This window comes from Pleomorphovibrio marinus (genome assembly GCF_003347495.1).
Lineage (GTDB): Bacteria > Bacteroidota > Bacteroidia > Cytophagales > Cyclobacteriaceae > Pleomorphovibrio > Pleomorphovibrio marinus.
The window spans coordinates 63960-84305 of the sequence record NZ_QCXY01000010.1 but is presented as its reverse complement, the minus strand read 5'-3'; the positions used below and the strand labels follow the sequence as shown (position 1 = coordinate 84305).

Annotated in this window: 21 protein-coding genes; 13 read left to right on the top strand and 8 right to left on the bottom strand. The window is 43.4% G+C overall.

Annotation, left to right across the window (positions count from 1 at the left end):
- Positions 1–22 precede the first annotated feature (22 nt).
- Positions 23–283 (top strand): 50S ribosomal protein L27, encoded by a 261-nt coding sequence (gene rpmA / locus DB520_RS20645; protein ID WP_114751674.1) that lies wholly within the window; start codon positions 23–25, stop codon positions 281–283.
- Between the two features lie 64 nt (positions 284–347).
- On the opposite strand, the gene DB520_RS20640 is transcribed toward rpmA, so the two are convergent.
- Positions 348–1517, bottom strand: coding sequence for a baeRF7 domain-containing protein (locus DB520_RS20640; RefSeq protein WP_114751673.1), 1170 nt, complete (start codon positions 1515–1517; stop codon positions 348–350).
- Between the two features lie 140 nt (positions 1518–1657).
- On the opposite strand from DB520_RS20640, the gene DB520_RS20635 reads away from it, so the two are divergent.
- Complete coding sequence (locus DB520_RS20635; RefSeq protein WP_114751672.1) at positions 1658–1966, top strand: HPF/RaiA family ribosome-associated protein; 309 nt, start codon at positions 1658–1660, stop codon at positions 1964–1966.
- A gap of 24 nt (positions 1967–1990) precedes the next feature.
- Here the strand turns inward: DB520_RS20635 and DB520_RS20630 are convergent, their stop codons facing one another.
- The 5 genes from DB520_RS20630 to lipB all read right to left on the bottom strand — a co-directional run bounded on the left by DB520_RS20630 (position 1991) and on the right by lipB (position 7404).
- Positions 1991–2623: a rhomboid family intramembrane serine protease gene (locus DB520_RS20630; protein ID WP_114751671.1), complete on the bottom strand. Its 633-nt coding sequence runs from the start codon at positions 2621–2623 to the stop codon at positions 1991–1993.
- Positions 2624–2639: 16 nt separating this feature from the next.
- Positions 2640–3626: a polyprenyl synthetase family protein gene (locus tag DB520_RS20625; protein ID WP_114751670.1), complete on the bottom strand. Its 987-nt coding sequence runs from the start codon at positions 3624–3626 to the stop codon at positions 2640–2642.
- Positions 3623–5794: a ribonuclease R gene (gene rnr, locus DB520_RS20620; protein WP_114751669.1), complete on the bottom strand. Its 2172-nt coding sequence runs from the start codon at positions 5792–5794 to the stop codon at positions 3623–3625. The genes DB520_RS20625 and rnr overlap by 4 nt, the downstream gene beginning before the upstream one ends.
- Positions 5795–5855: 61 nt before the next feature.
- Positions 5856–6593 (bottom strand): 3'-5' exonuclease, encoded by a 738-nt coding sequence (locus DB520_RS20615; RefSeq protein WP_114751668.1) that lies wholly within the window; start codon positions 6591–6593, stop codon positions 5856–5858.
- A gap of 79 nt (positions 6594–6672) precedes the next feature.
- Positions 6673–7404, bottom strand: coding sequence for a lipoyl(octanoyl) transferase LipB (gene lipB / locus DB520_RS20610; RefSeq protein WP_114751667.1), 732 nt, complete (start codon positions 7402–7404; stop codon positions 6673–6675).
- A 108-nt stretch (positions 7405–7512) separates the two neighbouring features.
- Here lipB and DB520_RS20605 point away from each other — a divergent pair, with 108 nt between their 5' ends.
- The gene (locus tag DB520_RS20605) at positions 7513–7872 is read left to right on the top strand and encodes a YraN family protein (protein ID WP_394340950.1); all 360 of its coding nucleotides are present in this window, start codon (positions 7513–7515) and stop codon (positions 7870–7872) included.
- Here DB520_RS20605 and DB520_RS20600 read toward each other — a convergent pair.
- Positions 7869–8765 carry a toxin-antitoxin system YwqK family antitoxin gene (locus tag DB520_RS20600; RefSeq protein ID WP_114751666.1) on the bottom strand — a complete coding sequence of 299 codons (897 nt, stop codon included), beginning with the start codon at positions 8763–8765 and terminating at the stop codon, positions 7869–7871. The genes DB520_RS20605 and DB520_RS20600 overlap by 4 nt on opposite strands.
- Positions 8766–8957: 192 nt before the next feature.
- Between DB520_RS20600 and DB520_RS20595 the strand changes: the two genes are divergently transcribed.
- The 10 genes from DB520_RS20595 (at position 8958) to DB520_RS20550 (ending at position 19061) form a co-directional block, all read left to right on the top strand.
- Positions 8958–10160 (top strand): pyridoxal phosphate-dependent aminotransferase, encoded by a 1203-nt coding sequence (locus DB520_RS20595; RefSeq protein ID WP_114751665.1) that lies wholly within the window; start codon positions 8958–8960, stop codon positions 10158–10160.
- Positions 10161–10188: 28 nt separating this feature from the next.
- Positions 10189–10935, top strand: coding sequence for a glycosyltransferase family 2 protein (locus DB520_RS20590; RefSeq protein WP_232835078.1), 747 nt, complete (start codon positions 10189–10191; stop codon positions 10933–10935).
- 269 nt (positions 10936–11204) lie between these two features.
- Positions 11205–11459 carry a 30S ribosomal protein S20 gene (gene rpsT / locus DB520_RS20585; protein WP_114751664.1) on the top strand — a complete coding sequence of 85 codons (255 nt, stop codon included), beginning with the start codon at positions 11205–11207 and terminating at the stop codon, positions 11457–11459.
- Positions 11460–11607: 148 nt separating this feature from the next.
- Complete coding sequence (gene radC / locus DB520_RS20580) at positions 11608–12303, top strand: RadC family protein (RefSeq protein WP_114751663.1); 696 nt, start codon at positions 11608–11610, stop codon at positions 12301–12303.
- 3 nt (positions 12304–12306) lie between these two features.
- Positions 12307–12924, top strand: a complete 618-nt coding sequence (locus tag DB520_RS20575) for a DUF1684 domain-containing protein (RefSeq protein WP_114751662.1) — start codon at positions 12307–12309, stop codon at positions 12922–12924.
- 54 nt (positions 12925–12978) lie between these two features.
- The gene (gene pheT, locus DB520_RS20570; RefSeq protein WP_114751661.1) at positions 12979–15393 is read left to right on the top strand and encodes a phenylalanine--tRNA ligase subunit beta; all 2415 of its coding nucleotides are present in this window, start codon (positions 12979–12981) and stop codon (positions 15391–15393) included.
- A 1-nt stretch (position 15394) separates the two neighbouring features.
- Positions 15395–15679, top strand: coding sequence for a hypothetical protein (locus DB520_RS20565; protein WP_114751660.1), 285 nt, complete (start codon positions 15395–15397; stop codon positions 15677–15679).
- 1 nt (position 15680) lies between these two features.
- Entirely contained in the window at positions 15681–15965 is a 285-nt protein-coding gene (locus tag DB520_RS20560; protein ID WP_114751659.1) for a cell division protein ZapA, read from the top strand.
- Positions 15966–16044: 79 nt separating this feature from the next.
- Positions 16045–17610: a ribonuclease Y gene (gene rny, locus DB520_RS20555; protein ID WP_114751658.1), complete on the top strand. Its 1566-nt coding sequence runs from the start codon at positions 16045–16047 to the stop codon at positions 17608–17610.
- A 116-nt stretch (positions 17611–17726) separates the two neighbouring features.
- Positions 17727–19061, top strand: a complete 1335-nt coding sequence (locus tag DB520_RS20550) for a pyridoxal phosphate-dependent aminotransferase (protein WP_114751657.1) — start codon at positions 17727–17729, stop codon at positions 19059–19061.
- A gap of 8 nt (positions 19062–19069) precedes the next feature.
- On the opposite strand, the gene DB520_RS20545 is transcribed toward DB520_RS20550, so the two are convergent.
- Positions 19070–20131 (bottom strand): zinc dependent phospholipase C family protein, encoded by a 1062-nt coding sequence (locus DB520_RS20545; RefSeq protein WP_198675403.1) that lies wholly within the window; start codon positions 20129–20131, stop codon positions 19070–19072.
- Positions 20132–20346 lie beyond the last annotated feature (215 nt).

Here is a 20346-nt window from a genome sequence, read left to right as displayed (position 1 = left end):
GCAACTTAAATTCATTAATAGCATGGCACATAAGAAAGGTGTAGGTAGTTCCAAGAACGGTAGAGAATCAGAAAGTAAACGTCTTGGTGTAAAGAAATTTGGTGGCGAGGTTGTAATCGCCGGAAACATACTAGTTAGGCAGAGAGGTACCAAGCACCATCCAGGCGAAAACGTCGGGTTAGGCAAGGACCATACTTTGTTTGCAAAGGTGGATGGAAGGGTAAGTTTTCAGAAGAAATATGGCGGAAGGTCCTATGTATCTGTCATTCCTGCTGAAGCTTAACTTTAAATCTTGGAAAAGAATTTTTGAGAAACAAAAAAGGCTCCCATACAGGGAGCCTTTTTTGTTATATTTCGTACCTGAGCGTACCTGCCATTTGACTTTCTGCGGGCATTTTATCCGCAGGGAGAAAGTAAACCTTTCCCCCATTATTTACCACATGAGAGGCAGCCAAGTCGATTAGACAGTGGTTTTTTCCTGTGGGGCAATCTTCAAAATTCAATTTATATTGCTCCTCATTAAAAGTTCCCCACTTATGTTCGTGGTCGGTACTCAAAAACAGCATGTCTACTCCTCCGGAGATGGATGCTTTGATTAATTTTGCTGAGTCATTGTCAATTGCCAGGCTTTTTGCCTTTTTCAAATTGAATTCCTCCATTCTCCCCTCTCTGTTTTCGTCAAAATGACGGCTGGCCAATTCCCAGGACTTTTTATGGAGGGTTTTTATGTCTTCACCGGAGAAGGCGCCACTTACGTGCCCTTTTTGCAGATGATTGTATTTGCTGGCTTCCCGGAACAAGGGTATCAAATAGTCCACTCCTGCCAAAAAAAGCGGTAAGGGTCGCTGGTTTAGCTTGGGCTCCAGCATATTCGTCATGCGGTGAAAATAGTTGAGAATAGTCACCTTTTTTTCCTCATCAGAACCATCTCCATGTCCGTGATAGGTTGCTCCCCCATCTCCCACGTTGCTTTGCGCTTGGAGATTTCCAACGTTTTCCATTTCCTCTTCCTCATCGGTGAACGAAACAGCTACCTCTTCCTGGTCTAGTTCGATTTCGTAAATACTGGATCTTTTTGCCTCAAACAGCCGAATTCTGTCTAGGTTTAAAAGCAGCAAATAGTACAGGCCGTCGTCATTTAGTTCCGGGATTAAGGGTAGGAGAAAGGGGCGCTGGCCAATAAAATACGCACTTTCTTTTTGAGGTATTGGAAGCCTGAGATATTCTAAATCCCCATCGATGATATAAATCGCCAATAGGTCTGCATTGTATTTCCAAAAATCATAATCCTCCAAAAGTGCGCTTGCCGGCTTTAAGGTTTCCCTGGCATCTTTCTCTTCCATGCCTTTTAGCTTAACCAACTCCTCCTGTGCTTTTCCTAGCAGGTTTTTCAGGTGGATTTTATCAGCTTTGTAACCATCGGAACTGTGTCTATTTGTGGGCACAAAGAAGCTCAATACCGTATTTCCAGTAGTTTCATGTAGTTTTTTAAAATGCTGGTTATTGAAGATTTTCATGATCAAAAATTTTCGGTTTGAAATTTATAAATGGTAGTTTAGTAAGGCCGAATAATCGGCATTCTTATTGTTCCTATGAAAATATCAAAAACCTTGCCTTAAGGTTATTTCAATTATTCTGATTAACTAAAATACATTTTATGAACTATACCGAGAATTATAAAGGAGTAAAAATTGACGTTCAGGCCCCAACCGTAGACATCAGTGATGCTATTCAAGAAGAAATAAGGGGCTCTATAGATAAGCTGTTGCGCTTTACAGCTAAAATTAAGGCCTTCGATGTGTATTTCAAGATCGAAGGACAGGGATCAACATCCGAGAATACCATGGGAATCAGGTTGGGTGTACCTGGGCCTACTGTTTTTGCTGATGAAAAGGGAGAGAACTGGGTACCAATGATGAAGTCCATCACGGATAAGCTGATTAGGCAGCTGCAGAAAAACAAATAACGTATTAGGAAAAAATGGGGAGTTCTAGAACAATTGGAACTCCCTAATTTGATCCCAAAAATGACCAGCCCTTTCGGGGTCCAATGCCAAAATAAAGAAAATGCCAAACAATGCCCCATACAGGTGGGCATCATGGTTGATGTTGTCATCGGCAATTTTTCCCTTGTAATACGCATAGGCTAAAAACATCAAGCCCAACACAAAACCAGGCAGGCAGAAAATACCAAAGATACAGATGTCCGCCAAGGGCATCAGCACAATACTGGCAAACACCATGGCGGCAGTCCCTCCTGATGCGCCCAGGGCATGATAGCTGGGATTGTCTTTTTCTTTGAAATAGGTAGGTATATCAGACACTATAATGGCCGCCAAATAGAAGGCTACAAATACCAGCATTCCCAAATTCATACCCAATAAGTAGCCTAAGAATTGTTCTACTACCTGTCCAAAAAAATAAAAGGTGAACATGTTAAATAAGAGATGTACACCATCTTTATGTATAAATCCACTAAAAAAAAACCTCGAATATTCCTTGTAATTGTAGACCCTATATGGAGTAAATAGACTTTTGTCCATAAAAGCTGGATTCTTCCAAGCGTAATAAGAACTTGCGCATGTGATGGCTATTAAAATCACCGTTAATGAAACTTCTTCCATAGCAAAAAACTTTTGGTTACTTTTCCCTGTTTACCAAATCCTCCGCTAAACCCCAGAGCCGCTTCAGGCCTACTGCGCTTGAAGGATGTAGTCTTGGGAGTTGATCGAAGCCCTTCTCAAAATAGGACCTCATTTTGGACTCACTCAATGATCTAATAGCTAATTGGTCATAAATCTCGGTTACCGCCTTTACCTTTTCCTTTTTATCAAAATCCTTCTGCTGAAGCCAATAGGCAAGCTTTTCTGCTAATTCACCTTTGGCCAATTCCATGGCCTTTATAAGCAGGAAGGTTTTTTTATTGGAGAGGATATCCCCCCCAACCTGCTTTCCAAAGATGGATTTGTCCGCATAAACGTCCAGCAAATCGTCTTTGAGCTGAAAACCTATCCCGATATTTACCCCAAACTCATACAATCTGTCTTGGTCCTCCTCCGGTGCATCTGCAAGGAAAGCCCCAAACTTCAATGCAAAACCCAACAATACCGCTGTTTTAAGCCGGATCATTTCTATATACTCGGGTTCGGTAACGGTTTCCTTGGCTTCGAAATCCATGTCCAATTGTTGTCCCTCGCAAACTTCACTGGCCGTTTGGTTGAAAAGCCGGATGCTTTGCGGCAACTTTTCCCCAGGAACGTCCAACAGGAGGTCATAGGCTTTTACCAGCATCACATCCCCGGAGAGGATTGCAGTATTGGCGTTCCACCTTTCATGTACAGTGGCATTCCCCCTTCTGAGAGGGGCCTGGTCCATAATGTCATCATGCATTAGGGTGAAGTTGTGAAACACCTCCGTGGCCATGGCAGGCAAGAGAATTTTCTCATAATCCTCCCTATAAAGGCCATAGGACAAAAGGCAAAGTAATGGCCGGATCCTTTTGCCTCCTATGTTCATCAGGTAACGGATAGGCTCATAAAGTGCCTTTGGTTGGCTCCCGAAGGAATAAGTGTCTATACTTTGTTCTAAAGCTTTTTGTATGGATTGGATTTCGTCGGATTTTATCATGGTTGATCTACAAATTCAAGATCTATAGTTCTTCTGTCGATGTCAGTCCGGGTCACCCTAACCCAGACCTTGTCGCCAAGGGTGATTGTTTTCTTGCTCTTGGACCCTACAAGACACATGTTTTTGTCGTCGAAGTCGTAGTAGTCGTCAGTCATATCCTGAAGTCTCACCATCCCTTCGCATTTGGTTTCGGTAATCTCCACATATACGCCCCATTCAGTAATTCCGGCTACAATCCCCGCATAATCCTTTTCCTCCGCCAATTTCATGTATTCTACCTGCTTGTATTTGATAGAGGCTCTTTCTGCATCAGCGGCTCTTTTTTCCCTTTCGGAAGAATGGGTGCACTTTTCCTCCCATGCCTGGGTTTCTGGGGACTTTCCGCCATCCAGGTAATGCTGGAGCAACCTGTGCACCATCATGTCGGGATACCTACGAATAGGGGAGGTGAAATGCGTGTAATGTTTAAAGGCCAAGCCAAAATGGATCTTTGCCTCGGTGGTATATTTGGCTTTTGCCATACTTCTAATCGCCAGCTGTTCCAATACGTTTTGTTCTGGCTTCCCTACTATTTCATCCATCAGTTTGTTGAGGGAGTTGGAGACTGTTTTCTCGTCAGAAACCTTGATCTCATGTCCAAATTTTCTGGCAAAATTGGCAAAAGTATTCAGCTTCTCCAGATCCGGATAATCGTGAATCCTGTAAACGAAGGTGCTTTTACCCTTGGATTTATTGAAAATGAACTCTGCTACGGTACGGTTGGCAAGCAGCATGAATTCCTCGATGAGCTTATGCACATCCTTACGTTCCTTGATGATCAAACCCAGTGGAGTTCCGTCCTCGTCAAGCCTGAATTTCACCTCCACGGTTTCAAAGTTGATGGCACCTTTTTTAAACCTGGCCTCCCTAAGTTTTTTGGCTATACCGTTTAAAAGGGTCAACTCCTGGTGAAAATCACCCTCTCCTTTATCCATACACTCCTGGGCCTCCTCATAGGAAAATCGCCTGTCTGAATGTATGACCGTGCGACCAACCCAGAAGTTTTCCACATTGCCCTGATCATCCATCTCAAAAACACAGGAAAATGTAAGTTTGTCCTCGTTTGGCCGGAGAGAACAAAGTCCGTTGCTTAATCGCTCAGGTAGCATGGGGATGGTCCTGTCCACCAGATATACAGAGGTAGCCCTGTCATAGGCTTCCTTTTCAAGAAGGCTCCCGGGCTTCACATAGTGGGTAACATCCGCAATGTGAACCCCAATTTCATAATGGCCGTTTTCCAGTTTCCGATAGGAAATGGCATCGTCAAAATCTTTTGCATCGGCAGGGTCTATGGTGAAGGTAGGTACGGATCTGAAATCCCGCCTATCCTTCAGGGTGTTACTGTCGATTATTTCAGGGATGCGTTCCGCTTCTTCCACAGCCTCTCCAGGGTAGTCGAAGGGCAACCCGAATTCGGCCATAATGGAGTGGATTTCCACTTCATGGTCTCCCGCGGTCCCTAGAATACGAACCACCTTACCTGTAGGGCTTTTTTCTTCTTCCTTCCATTCTGTGAGCTTCACCACCACCTTTTGGTTGTGTTGGGCACCAATCAGATCTGGCTTTCTGATAAAAATATCATGGTGCATTTTCTTGAAGTCTGGAACCACAAAAGCAAATCGTGGGGAAATCTCCACCCTGCCCACAAACTCCTCCCGGCACCTTTCAAGAATTTCAAGTACTTTGCCTTCTCTTCTCCCATTTTTGGAATGGGAAGGTTTTATCATCACTCTTACCAAGTCCCCGTCTAAGGCATGTTTTAGATAGGCCTCTTTTACTAATATATCTTCATCTGATTTTTGCTGCCCCCTGGGAATGATGAAGGCAAACCTTGGATTGACAAAATCCACCTCCCCCTCCACAAATTCCGGAGCACTAGAGGAACTGAACTCATTTCTCGGGTTTTTTGCGACGTCTCCTAAGGCTAAAAGTTCTACAAGGGAATCGGCTACAGCATCTTTTTCTGTAGCATTTTTGAGCCCTAGTCTTTTAATGATGTTTTTTTCGGAAAAAGACTCTCCGAAATGGTTGTCTAAAAATTGTTTGACCTGGTGCAAAACAGAGGTTGGATTGGATTTTTTCCTCCTTCTGTTGGTATTATCCCTTTTTCTTCCTGTTTTTCTTCCCATAAAAGTTGAATCAATCCTTAAAGGTAAAGAATAATATCCAATTAAACGTGAAATAGCAAGCCTAGTCCCCGTCAGTTTCGTCCAGGTTGATTACCTCAATATCGATTTCCCCCGGAAGGCCTTGGTAGGCCAAATACAGCCTTGCGGTTACTTCTACGTCCCTTAGGCAGTATTTCCTAATATCCTCCAGGTTGTTTTCTTTGTAGTAGGTATGGTTTACCATGCTGCCATCTATGTTCTCCTTCGAACTTGGAATATCAAAAACGGCGGCAAGCAGTTCCAGGCGAGTATAATACTTGTAATCGCCGAATTTCCACATCTCCATGGTGTCCAGGTGTCGGATTTCCCATGGCTTTTTCCCTGCAAGCTGAAGTACCTCCGGCAGGGATATGCCATTTATGAGCATTCTTCTGCACAAGTAAGGGAAGTCGAACTCTTTGCCGTTGTGCCCACAAAGTGTCCAAGGCTTCTTTTTTAGCAACTCCCTGAATTCCAGAAGGGTATCGTGTTCCTCCACAGAGGCAAAGGACTTCGTGCGGTAGATAAGCTTGTCCTCTTCCGGGTCCATCCTAAAAAAACCCACTCCAATGCAAATCACTTTGCCAAACTCAGCATGAATTCCCGCTTTGTCAAAATATAACTCCTCAGCTGAAAGCTCCTCCTGCTCTTGCATGAACTTTGTCTTGCGGGTCCATTCTTCTTGAAGTCGTTCCGGGAGCTCGTCAAAGGAGGGGGTGAGGGAGGCTGTTTCTATATCCAAAAACAAAATATCCTTGAGTTGTTCAAAAAAGCCGTTCATGCCATTTTTCTAATTGGTAATACATGGTATCCATTCAGCTCCTAGCCACCGATTAGGCTTGCTTCCTAGGTGCTGTGTATTACAAATATAATTTATTTTCGAATTCCATTTCAAATAAATGTCCCAAGTGGGATTTCACCTTGGCTTTTGCCTCTTTTTCGTCTACTGGTTTTCCCAGCTCCAGATGCAGAGAAGTTACGGCTTTGTCACTGATGCCACAGGGGACGATATTCCCAAAATAAGAGATGTCGGCGTTTAGGTTAAAAGCGAAACCATGCATGGTGACCCATCGGCTAGACTTCACACCTAGGGCACAGATTTTTCTCGGGTTTCTTTGCTCAATATGGTCAAGCCATACGCCAGTGAGGCCGGGAATCCTTCCTGCCTCCAAACCATAATCTGCAAGGGTTAAGATTACCGCCTCCTCCAGATAGCGAAGATACCGATGGATATCGGTAAAAAAATTATCCAAATCCAAGATGGGATACCCTACCAATTGCCCGGGTCCATGGTAAGTAATATCTCCACCTCTGTTAATCCTGTAATAGGTGGCCCCACGTTCCGAAAGGGACAATTCATCAAGCAAAAGGTGAGAGGATTCCCCACTCTTTCCAAGGGTATATACATGGGGATGTTCCACAAAGAGCAGGTAGTTGGTGGTCATGACTTGCTCCTCAGGGGGCACCTTCCGGTTGCTGATCTTAGTGGTTACGGTTTGGGAAAACAGTTTTTCCTGATAGTCCCAGGTTACTTTATAATCTTTTCTCCCTAAATCGATGAAAATTACTTTTTTATTGATATATTGATTCACATTTAGCCGTTTTATCCTGTAATTTCAAACAAGCCCTACAGGGTCTTGGTTCTGTACCCCTTTAATTTGCGGTTAAAGCTAACCTTTTTTCAGCAAAATTTTTGAAATATGGTGTCCCCCTTACAAGACAAAGGCTTTATGGCAGAGACCCAGGCCAAGGAATGGTTGGAAAGCAAAGGGTTTATTCATAGGGTATCCAATTATAGGTTCAAGCATGCAGAGATCGACTTGATCATGCAGCACAAAGGTATTTTGGTGTTTGTGGAGGTGAAGTTCCGCAGTGGGACCGGGTATGGCTATGCCGAGGAATTTGTGGATTACCGAAAAAGGCAACTTATCATCCGAGCCGCAGACCATTACATCCATGAGGTGGATTGGCACAGGGATATCCGGTTTGATATAGTGGGTGTGTACAAAGACAGGTCAGGTAGAATCGGGTTTAAACATTTCGAAGATGCCTTTTATTAGCTGTCGTTACGGTAGATGAGGTTGCCTTCTTTATCCCATTCTGCCCTAATATAAGGCCTGAAGTTTTTGGTAAAGGGCTCGTCCTGATATCTAATTTCCCTTTTCCGGATTAGTTGGTTGTTGGGAGTATTCCAATATTCAGTCCATGTTCCCACTCGTTCCCCATGGTGGTATTCTCCTGTCACTGCCAAGGACCCATCTTGGAAAAAATGATAAAAATTACCCTCCTTTAATTCATATTCTATAGGAGTCATTCTTTCTATCGCCCTTTCTTGCCGATTGTAATAGGTGATCCTGGACTCCTTTGGCCATCCCTTGGAATAATGCAGCTTGTCCAGCAGCACGCTTTTGGCATCAAAACTCATCCAGCGCCCGTGTTTGGTGCCAAAATAATACATGCCCGTTTCAACAACCGTATCGTCAATCCGCCTTTCGTAAGGGCCGTGAAGAAGATATCCCTTTGAAGGGTCGAAATTTTTGTTTTTGATGGCTTTGTTTTTGGGGTCATACCAGTGTATATCCCTGATGTAAGGATCCACCTCTTGGTTTTTGTAGGTAACATGAAAAACCTGGTAAGTGACCTGATCCCGAAAGCTGTGCTTGATCATGGTCTTCTTGGTTTTATCACCAAAATACACGTTTTTCTTTTTCTTCTTTTTTTTCTTTTTCTTTTTTTCCTTGTTCTCCTCTTCTTCCGCATCGGAGAACAAAAGTACTGGAGTGGAGGTGGGACTCAGCCTGTCTTTGACCACGCCAGAGGAATCGGGGTCACTTTTAGGGGTTTCTGTTTCTTCGGTGGGCATTTCTCTGACCACTGCTGATTCATCCTGTGCTGATCCTATGTTGGCCCATTGGAACCCTATAGCGAAAAGTAAAAATGGATAAAATCTCATAATATGTTAACGAATAACGGGGCCAGCATATTTTATGCCCCAATTAAAGGAATGTATTTTTTCAAAGGTTTAGAAATCATGGGCATAATCCTTAATTTTGCCCCGCCTTTATACAAAACAGTCACAAAAATAAGTGGTTTTTGTGGTAAAGTAAATGATCACAGTGTTTTATAAACCAAAATACAAACATTCATGCATTCCATTCTATCAGACCGTATCAATGCCATGGAAGAATCCGCCACCATCGCCATGGCAAAAAAAGCCAGGGAGCTTAAGGGGCAGGGCATTGACATCATAAGCCTTAGTTTGGGCGAGCCAGATTTCAAAACTCCCCTTCATATACAGCAGGCCGCTAAGGATGCCATAGACGAAGGGAAGTATTTCTCCTATTCCCCAGTGGCTGGCTACCAGGATTTAAGAGAAGCCATTGCCAAAAAACTAAGGGAAGAGAATAGCATCAAGGAGGCCAAGGCCGAAAACATTGTGGTTTCCACAGGGGCAAAACATGCTATAGCCAATATCTTCATGTGCATCGTCAATGAAGGTGACGAGGTGGTGATATTTTCCCCTTACTGGGTTTCCTATTCCGAAATCATTAAACTTGCCGGAGGGGTTCCGGTATTGATAGATGGCAATTTGGAGAATAACTTCAAGGCTACCGCCGGGCAATTGAAGGCAGCCATCACCGACAAAACCAAGGCGGTAATCTACTCTTCTCCCTGCAACCCTTCTGGCTCTGTGTTCAGTAAAGAAGAACTTGAGGCAATAGCCGATGTGGTGAAGGAAAAGGATGACCTAGTAGTGGTAGCTGATGAAATTTATGAGTTGATCAATTTTACCGGACAGCATGCAAGCATCGCTTCTTTTCCTGGGATGTTTGAAAGGACTATCACGGTCAATGGTTTCTCCAAGGGCTATGCAATGACGGGATGGAGGGTTGGCTATATTTGTGCACCTGTAAGCCTGGCCAAAGCCTGTGAAAAGATTCAGAGCCAATTTACCTCCGGGGGTACGGGAATTGCCCAAAGAGCCGCATTGGCAGGGATTAGCGGAGACCAGAGCTCCTCCAAGGAAATGGCTAAAGCCTATTTGAAAAGAAGGGACTTGGTATTGGGCTTATTGAAGGAGATACCGGGGATAAAGACACACGTACCAGAAGGGGCATTCTATTTCTTCCCCGATGTGTCCGCTTTCTTCGGCAAAAGTACAGGCCAACACACCATTAACAATGCGGACGACTTTTGTTTGTATATCCTAAATGAAGCCCATGTCTCTTTGGTCACTGGAGCCGCTTTCGGAGCCCCAAATTGCATTAGGCTTTCCTATGCTGCTTCTGAGGAAGAACTTAAAGAAGCGCTCAAGCGGATAAAGGATGCCCTTGCTAAGATTAATTAAAAAAACAAACTGATACCAACCGCCAATCATGATGAGAATGATTGGCGGTTATCCACCTTTGGTAAACATGGAAGCCCTCGTTATTACCCCAGTAAAAGATGCAATTCCCGCTGCCATCCGTGCAGCCCATGCAGTGATTTCTTCTGAGGTGCCCATCGCCTACCGAATTTTCAACGACAACAGCACTGAAGAAGGTACCAAGGAGCTCATTAAATTGGCTGAGGAAATAAACGTTGCACTTACACACCTCAAAGACCTTACTGACACTCCTTCTCCCAATTATAAAACAGTGCTTCAAGTTGCCCAGAAGGAGGCGTTGGAGAAGGAAGTGCCCTTGATCATCGTGGAATCTGACGTTACTGTGCAGAAGGACACCTTCAATAGGTTGCTGGGGTTTGCGAAAGACCACCCTGAATTGGGATTGGTGGGTGCCATCACGGTGGATGAAAATGGAGAGGTGAACTTTCCCTATTTAAAATTCAAGGGTGTACGGAAGGAAGAACTGGAAACCGATCGCAGCTTGAGTTTTTGCTGTACACTGCTTTCTCTTAAATTTTTGAGAGCTTATGATTTCCAAGAACTGGACCGCTCAAAACATTGGTATGACACCCACATTTCTAGAACCTCTCTGAGGTTTGGTTTCAAGAATTTCGTTCTACCCCCTGTTCAGGTGAGGCATGAGCCTCACGGTAGCAGGCCTTGGAAAAAGCTCAAGTACCAAAATCCGCTACAATATTATTGGAGGAAATTTTTAAAGGGGCTGGACAAAATATGAAATCGAGCGTGACGAGCACGTCATACACCGGGATGATTATAGATTGCGAGATTCCCCCGAAACGAGTTCGGGGCAGGAAGGGGCAGGACGGCAGTCAGGTGTGACCTCTAAAATAAAAATATAAACTCAAGAATGTTCTATGCTGGAAAAGCAGGGTCTTGATGGGTTTAATTAGGTTATTTGTTTGGTACGCTAAAATAAATCCTTTACATTTGCATTCCAATTCTTTGAATGGAAGCTAAGGTTAAGATAATTAAGTAAAAAAATATATGGCAAATCACAAATCGGCTATTAAAAGAATTCGCTCAAACGAAGCCAAGCGTTTAAGAAACAGGTACCAAGCCAAAACTACCAGGACTTTTATCAAAAGGCTAAAAAACACAACTGACAAATCTGAGGCCCAAGAACTTTTGAAGAAAGTGACCGGGATGATAGATAAGTTGGCAAAAAAGAACATTATCCACAAAAACAACGCTTCCAACAAGAAGTCCAAGTTGACTAAGATGGTCAATTCCATCGGCTAAGTAGTGGATCGAATTACTTTCCAAGACCCTTCCTTACAGGTAGGGTTTTTTTTATTTCCCGGATTTTATTAATTTGTCTTCTGCCAGGCCAAGGGAGATTTTTTTGTAGGGGGTAGGTGGTCGGCACTTAACCTAAACTTTTATGCCAATGGATACTTTTGGCTCGATTCCCATTCAGCAACTTGCAGAAGAGGACAGACCCCGAGAAAAACTTTTGTTAAAAGGAAGGTCCACCCTTTCTGATGCCGAACTCATTGCCATTTTGATAGGCAGTGGCACCAGGTCCATGAGTGCGGTGGACTTGTCCAAGCACCTTCTCAGGAGTGTAAATTACGACCTGGCAAAATTGGCCCGGCTTACGGTAAAGGACTTGTGTAAATTCAAGGGTATAGGGGAAGCGAAGGCCATTGCAATCGTCAGTGCTTTGGAACTGGGAAGGAGAAGAAAAATGGCTGAACCTCAGAAAAGAACCAAAATCCGCAGTTCCTCCGATGTTTATGAGTTACTAAGACCAGATATGCTGGACGAATCCTGCGAATTGTTTTATTGTTTGTTTTTGGACAGGGCCAATTACGTACTCAAAAAACAACTGATCAGCAGCGGGGGAACATCCGGTACGGTTGTGGATGCAAAAGTGATATTTAAATTTGCCATCGACCAGTTGGCCAGCAGTATCGTATTGGCACATAATCATCCCTCTGGCAACCTAAAGCCCAGCTCTCAGGATCTCCGGCTTACGAATAATATCAAAGAAGCTGGCAAGTATTTAGATATTCCTGTAGTAGATCATGTGATTTTCACCGATGTTGGCTACTTTAGCTTTGCGGACGAAGGAATCCTTTAGTTTATGAGTCAAAAAAACATTATTCTGGCATTTGTTGTGGTTGTGGTATTCGGGACGCTGATATATACCCTTACGGGTACTGAAGATCCTGAACTATATAAAGAAACTGTCCATGCCGAAAGGGAGAGGCAGTTTAAATATTTAAAGTTCAACGCGGATTCCCCCCTCACACAGGAACAAAAACAGTCCCTTGAAGCCCTGGATTTCTATGACGTGGATCCTACTTACAAGGTAAAGGCCAGAATGGAACCCGTTGAAGACAGAAAAATGATGGAGATACCTTTGACGGACGGTTCGGTGGAGAAGTATGTGCGCCATTCCTTTGCTATTTTTGAATTGAAGGGGAAGGATGTGAAATTATTGCTGCTACAGGCGGCTGATGAGACTGATCGCCGGAATTTTTTCTTGGCCTTTGCGGATGATACCAGTGGTGAGGAAACCTATGGAGGTGGGAGGTACCTGAATTTACGACAAGACGGACAGAGGTCCATTACCATCGACTTCAACCTCGCTTATAATCCTTATTGTGCTTATAATCCGGACTTTGCATGTCCCTTGCCGCCCAAAGAAAACCTCCTGGAAATACCCATCCTCGCAGGGGAGAAAAATTACGGTAAATAAGCTTTCAGTACCTTTTAAATCTCTTAAATTTGTGGTTTATCGAAACTTGAAAAAATGAAAATTGCGATAAACCGACTCAGAGAATTTGTCCCCTTTGACCATAGTGCCGAAGAAATAGCTGAAATGCTAACTGCCTCCGGCCTTGAGGTGGAAGGCATTGAAACCTTCGAATCCGTAAAGGGCAGCCTGGAAGGGATAGTCATTGGGGAGGTGATTTCTTGTGACTCCCACCCAAATGCCGATAAGCTAAAGGTTTGCAAAGTAGATATTGGACAGGAAATCCTTCCTATTGTTTGTGGCGCACCCAACGTAGCTAAGGCGCAAAAAGTAGCGGTAGCTACAGTAGGATCTACTTTATATACTTATGAAGGCAAGGAATTCCCCATAAAAAAAGCCAAAATCAGGGGCGAGGTGAGTCAAGGTATGATCTGCGCCGAAGATGAACTTGGGTTGGGAGAGAGCCATGAAGGGATCATGGTTTTGGAAACGGATTTGCCTAACGGAACTCCGGCCAATAGCTACTTCAAAATAGTAAAGTCTGAAATATTGGAAATTGGGCTTACTCCCAACAGGGCAGATGCAGCCTCCCACTTTGGTGTGGCCAGGGATATAAAAGCACTTTTAAAAAAAGAAGTAGTGCTTCCCAATGTGGATGGCTTTAAGACGGACAATGAGGAGTTGGTGATAGATGTAGAGGTACAGGACCACAAGGATTGTCCTAGATATGCAGGGCTTACCATTAGTGGCGTAAATGTGGGGCCTTCTCCAGATTGGTTGCAAAACTACCTGAAGGCTATAGGCCTTGATCCCATAAATAATCTTGTGGATATTACAAATTTCATCTTGCATGATCTGGGACAGCCCCTTCATGCGTTTGATGCTGATAAAATCAGAGGTAAAAAACTAATCATAAAAAAATTGCCCAAGGGCAGCAAGTTCATCACTCTGGATGAGAAGGAGAGAGAGCTGAATGGAGAGGAACTGATGATTTGCGACCCTGAAGGTGGACTTTGTATTGCAGGTATTTTCGGAGGGGTGGATTCGGGGATTTCCTCGGAAACCAAGAACCTCTTCTTAGAAAGTGCCTATTTTTCGCCTGATGTCATCAGAAAGGGAGCCCAGTTTCACGGAATTAAGTCCGACGCTTCCTTCCGTTTTGAAAGGGGAACAGATCCCAATATGCCCGTTTATGCCTTAAAAAGAGCGGCGATGTTAATCAAAGAAATTGCAGGCGGCAAGATATCTTCACCAATAGTAGATGTCTATCCCGAGCCGATTTCTGATGTGGAAATTCCAGTTCGATATAAAAACGTGGATAGGTTAATCGGCAAGAAGCTGGAGAGAAGGACTATACTGGAAATCTTGAAATGGTTAGAGATAAAAACCAAGGATGAAAACGAGGAAGGTTTTGTGGCGACTGTAAAGCCCTATCGTGTGGATGTGACCAGGGAGGCGGATATTATAGAGGAAATTTTGAGGATTTACGGTTTCGAATCCATTCCCTTGCAGGAGCAGTACCAGTCCGATTTTCTTGCTTCCCATCCAGCAAAGGACGCAGACAAATTGCAGTTTCGGGTTTCTGAATTGCTTTCAGGTATAGGCTTTCATGAAATCATTACCAACTCCTTGACCAAGGCTAAATACTCCGAAAAAGCGCAAGAAATTCAGGTACAAAACAACGTAGTCATTCTTAATAAGCTTAGCGAGGACTTAGGGGTAATGAGACAGTCCCTTCTTTATACCGGGCTGGAATCAGTGTCCTATAATATCAACCGAAGACAAAGAGACTTACGGCTATTTGAGTTTGGAACAGTCTATAGAAAAGAAGGGGAGAGGTTTTTGGAGAGTAAAAGACTTTCCTTTTTCCTTACCGGAAACAGGCATCTGGAAAACTGGCGTAGCCCTTCTGAAGGGGTGGTGTTTGCTGATCTTTATCAAGTGGTAGAGGGGCTTTTGGTTAAATTAAATATTCAGGAATATGAGGTTTTTCCGGTGGAGTCCGAAGAACCTTTTGTTTATTCCTTATCCATACGTGTAGGCGCAAAGCATGCAGGCAACATCGGTTTGTTAACCGAAAAGGCCAGAACCCTATGCGAAGTGAAACAAGAGGTCTTTTTTGGGGAACTGGATTGGGACTTGTTGGTGGATAGTGCCATGGAAATACGTAATTATCAAGAAATCTCCAAATTTCCAGAGGTGAGAAGGGATTTATCCTTAGTACTGGATAAATCCGTAACTTTTAGTACCTTGTCCCAGTTAGCCTACAAAGAAGGAGGGAAGCTTTTAAACCGGATTGGGGTGTTTGATGTGTACAAGGGGGATAAGATTGGTGCCACTCAAAAGGCCTATGCCCTTAGTTTTTTCCTTCAGGACCAGGAAAAGACCTTGACAGATAAGGTCATTGACAAAACAATGAATCGCTTGATGCAGACGTTTGAGAAAGAAGCAGGTGCCATAATCCGGAAATGATATGGTGTACGAAGAACTTCAAAGGTTAGAAAAACTTGCGGGCCAATTGATTCGCAGGGTAAAAATGCTTGAAAAAGAAAATGAGGAGCTGCATAAGGAGCTTTTGGAGAATCAGCAATCCATGAGAGAAAAAGAGGATGCACTTGAAAATTTTAAAAATCAAATAAAAATCAGTAAAATTGTAAGTAACATTCCGGTAGAAAATGATGCTTCTGCTGAACTGAGAGGAAGGATAGATAATTATATAAAAGAAATCGACAAGATCATTACCCATTTGTCAGAATAATATGGATACACTTTCAATACGGCTCAAAATAGGAGATAGAGAATATCCTATGAAGGTAAAGCCTGAAGATGAGGCCAAAATCAGGCAAGCGGGTAAGCTGATCAACGAAAAACTAAAGAGATACAGGGAGGAGTTTGGGTTGGACGACAGACAGGACTTGTTGGCCATGGTGGCTTTTGATTGTATGGTCGAGGCCATGGATTTAAGTGAAACAAATGCCGCAGGAAGTGAGCAGGTAAAAGCAACCCTACAAGAAATCAATACCCAAATAGCCTCCGTTTTGTGATCTTTTCTTTGATAATTGAACCCCGGCCTCTTTAAGGCAAAAGGACTTTTCTCCCGGTAGGATAAATAAAAATATACCTATGGGAATTTCATTATACATCATTATAGCAGGTGTGGTAGGCATTCTGCTTGGCGCATTGCTCGCCAGTCTGTTCATTAAAAACAATAGCAAAAAAATTGAGGATGAGGCCAGGGAAAAGGCCAGGAGTATTGTGAGGGAGGCTGAAATCACTGCGGAAGGAATAAAGAAGGACCGCATTTTGGAAGCCAAGGAGAAATTCCTTAAGCTAAAGTCGGACTTTGAGGAGGAAATGGGGAAGAAAAAAAATGTCCTCGTCACCAACGAAAACAAACTAAAGCAAAGGGAACAAGCCCTTTCTAAGGAGATCGAGCAGATCAAAAGAAAAGAAGCAGAGCTGGACAGTAAAAAAGAAAACCTGAGTGCACAACTACATTCCGTTCAGGTGAAAAAGGAAGAGCTGGAAAAAGTTACCCAACAACGCATCACGGATTTGGAGAAGGTGGCTTTGCTCACCAAGGATGAGGCTAGGGAGCAATTGATGGAGATGCTACGCGACGAGGCCAGCAGCCGGGCTTCTTCTCAGATTAAAGATATTTTGGATCAGGCCAAACTTACTGCTACCAAGCAAGCGAAAAAGATTGTCCTGGATACCATTCAGAGGACAGCCACCGAGCATGCAATTGAAAATTGCGTATCGGTTTTTAATATCGAGAGTGATGACGTAAAAGGAAAAATCATAGGCCGGGAGGGAAGAAACATACGTGCCTTGGAATCTGCCACGGGTGTTGAGATTGTGGTGGATGATACTCCTGAGGCAATAATTATTTCTGGGTTTGACCCGGTGAGAAGAGAGGTTGCCAGGCTGTCCCTTCACCGCCTAGTCCAAGACGGAAGGATTCACCCTGCAAGGATAGAAGAAGTAGTGGCGAAAACGGAGAAAAACATCGATGAGGAAATCATTGAAATAGGGGAACGTACCTGTATTGAGTTAGGCATTCATGGTCTTCACCCGGAACTTATCCGGATGGTGGGCAGATTAAGGTTCAGGTCTTCTTATGGACAAAACCTGCTTCAGCATTCCAGAGAAGTGGCCAAACTTAGTGCCACCATGGCCGCAGAAATGGGTTTTAATGCCAAATTGGCCAAAAGGGCCGGATTGCTGCATGATATAGGGAAGGTTTATCCTGAGGAAGCAGAACTTCCCCATGCCATCTTGGGTATGGAACTGGCCAAGAAACATAAGGAACATCCCGAGGTCATAAATGCAATAGGTGCCCACCACGACGAAATTGAAATGACATCCATGATCTCCCCCATAGTGCAGGCTTGTGATGCCATATCCGGTAGCCGTCCGGGAGCCAGAAGGGAAATCATGGACAGTTACATCAAGAGGCTAAAAGACTTGGAAAATCTCGCTTTAAGCTTTGATGGTGTGAATAAGTGTTTTGCCATGCAAGCAGGTAGGGAACTTAGGGTATTAGTGGATGCTGATAACGTAGATGACAATACCGCAGGGAAACTCTCTTTTGACATCTCCCAAAAGATAGAAAAGGAAATGCAATACCCCGGGCAGATTAAAATTACGGTTATCCGCGAAATGCGTTCAGTAAATTATGCCAAATAATCGATCATTAAACAAATAGTCACTTTTTTCATTATTTGATGATGAATTTAACAGAATATGTAGAGTGATTATTTGTCTTTTTCGTTTCTTTGCAACGTAATTCTAGGCAGTAAACTATGAGACAATTGTTGCTAAGGCCAGGGGCTGAGGAGTTGAACTATGAGATTCGGGGTATTGTAAAGAAAGCCCGGCAAATTGAACAATTGGGGTACGGTATCACCTGGGAAAACATCGGGGATCCTATTCAAAAAAGTAACCGGATACCCACTTGGATGAAGGAGATTGTGGCCGATTTGGTAAGCCAGGATTATTCCTATGGGTACGCCGATTCCAAAGGCATGTTGGAAACCAGGCGCTTTCTTGCGGATATCAACAATGATAAAGGGGGGGTGAATATTGGCCCTGAGGATATTTTATTTTTTAATGGCCTTGGTGATGCAATCGCCAAGCTTTACCAGTTCCTTATTCCCACAGCCAGGATTATCGGCCCTTCCCCGGCCTACAGTACACACAGCTCTGCAGAAGCTGCGCATGCCAATACCAAGCCCATAACCTATAATTTGGATCCGGACAATAATTGGTATCCGGATATGGAAGACCTTTATAACAAGGTGAAGTACAACCCTTCCATTGTTGGTATTTTGATCATCAACCCGGACAATCCCACAGGAATGGTGTATCCAAGAGAGGTACTCGAAAGGTTTGTTGCTATTGCCAGGGAATTCAACTTGCTGCTTATTGCCGATGAGATCTATCAAAACATCACCTATAACGGGTATGAAAGTGTAAGCTTATCGGAAGTCTTGGGAAGTGACCTTCCCGGCATTTCTTTAAAAGGGATATCTAAGGAGTTTCCTTGGCCCGGCTCTCGTTGCGGATGGATGGAGTTTTACAACAAAGGAGTTTCAAGAGAGTTTAAGAAACTCTGCGCCACCTTGGAAAATGCCAAGATGATAGAAGTATGTTCCACTATGCTTCCACAGCTTGCAATTCCCAAAATCATGAGTCACCCCGAGTACTTTCAATACAGGAAAACCGCTAACGAGCGAATCGGCAAAAGAAGTCAATTAATGGCAGATACCCTGGGAAAGGTAAAAGGTATAAAGTTCAACAAGACAAAGGGTGCATTTTATAATACCATCATTTTTGAACCGCAAAGGCTTGATGCAAAGCAAACCTTACCCGTCGGGGACAGAAGGGTCAAGCGGCTTCTGGATGATTGGCTTTTGGAGGAAGACATGCCTCATGACAAACGCTTCGTCTATAATCTGTTAGCCTCAGAACGCATATGTGTGGTTCCTGTCAGTTCATTTTGTTCTGACCTCCGAGGCTTTAGGGTAACTCTACTAGAAGAGGATGAAGAGGTGTTCAGGGATACCTTTGAAAGGCTGGCCAAAAGTATTACGATCTATTTGAACTCTTCCAAAAGCGTGGCTTTAGAGGCAGGGTAAAGGCTGATTTAAATCCGGTTTTCATTAAATACCTTAGAGGTCCTTTCTTCCCAAAATTTTAGGTGGTTAAAGAAAGGGGGAAATGTTTTTTTGCCCTGGTCTTCATGTTCCCTTATGTGCTTAAGATCATCCAAGGGGAAGAATTCTTCATTTTTTTCCATGAATTCTTTTTCTCCAATTTTCGGCAGGATTGGCTGGCCTGCATTAATCCAAGCAGTATACCACAAGTCAGCCACGAATTTGATGGTGTTTCTCAATTGTCTTTCGACCTGTCCATTCAGCATGGCATGAAAGGCCATAGTGTAAGCTTTCGAGTGCACCCGGGTGTTAAGCCCATTTCTTTCCTCATAACTGTACTTTTTCTGCTCGGGCCAAGAGGCGGCCAATTGGCTTTCCAGTTGAAGAACCGAGTCCACGGCTTCATGGGTTCTCGTGATAATCTCCCAAATAGCCAATTGTGGTTTTTCTACAAATGCGGCTTTACCCACAAAAAAATCATACTCACTGGACAGTAACTCCGGAATTCGTGATTCCCAAAATGCATGAATGCCGTATTGGCCGGTCAATTGTCCATTGTAATTTTTGGTAGTGTGCAAAGGGACATGAATATCTCCCACATAGTGTCCTAAATCGGCTGAAAGGCGTAGTATGGTTTTACTGTCTCCTGATTGCATGGCCCTAACCAATTGCAAATAGGTTGAGTAAGTGCTCCAGGGCGCAATGCCATGGGCCCTGAGACTGTCTTCCCCATATTGGGCCACGGCTTCTTCCCAGTAACGGGGCAAGGTGTAAATTGCGCTGTCTCCATATGCGTCTGCATCTAGAAAATGTTTTTCGGCTTCCCCTTTGACGGCATACCTTCGTTTATCCGGGTTGACAGCGTTTTCAGAAATATAATGAATATGGGCCTTATAAAAGCCTATCAATTCTGGGGGTAAACTAAAAACTGCATGGTAGTTGATTTTTTTATGTGCATAAAAGCCCCAAGCCAAAGTTTCAACGTTGGGAAAAATCAGCGTTAGGAACAAAAACCATAAGGTACATTTCCAGAATGATGTTGAAAAATACATGATGCGGTGGTTTGGCTACTGACTAAACCTTATTAAATATAGGAATTATTTTAACAGAAAAACCATACCATGTTGATTTTATGGGATGTTTCTGTAGGAGGAAGATAATCAGCAGCTAATTCTGGACCATTTTAAGTTACTGACAATATATTTAAATAGTTAAATATGTGTATTGTATAATTATAAAATTTATGATGTAATATATTTTTTGATAA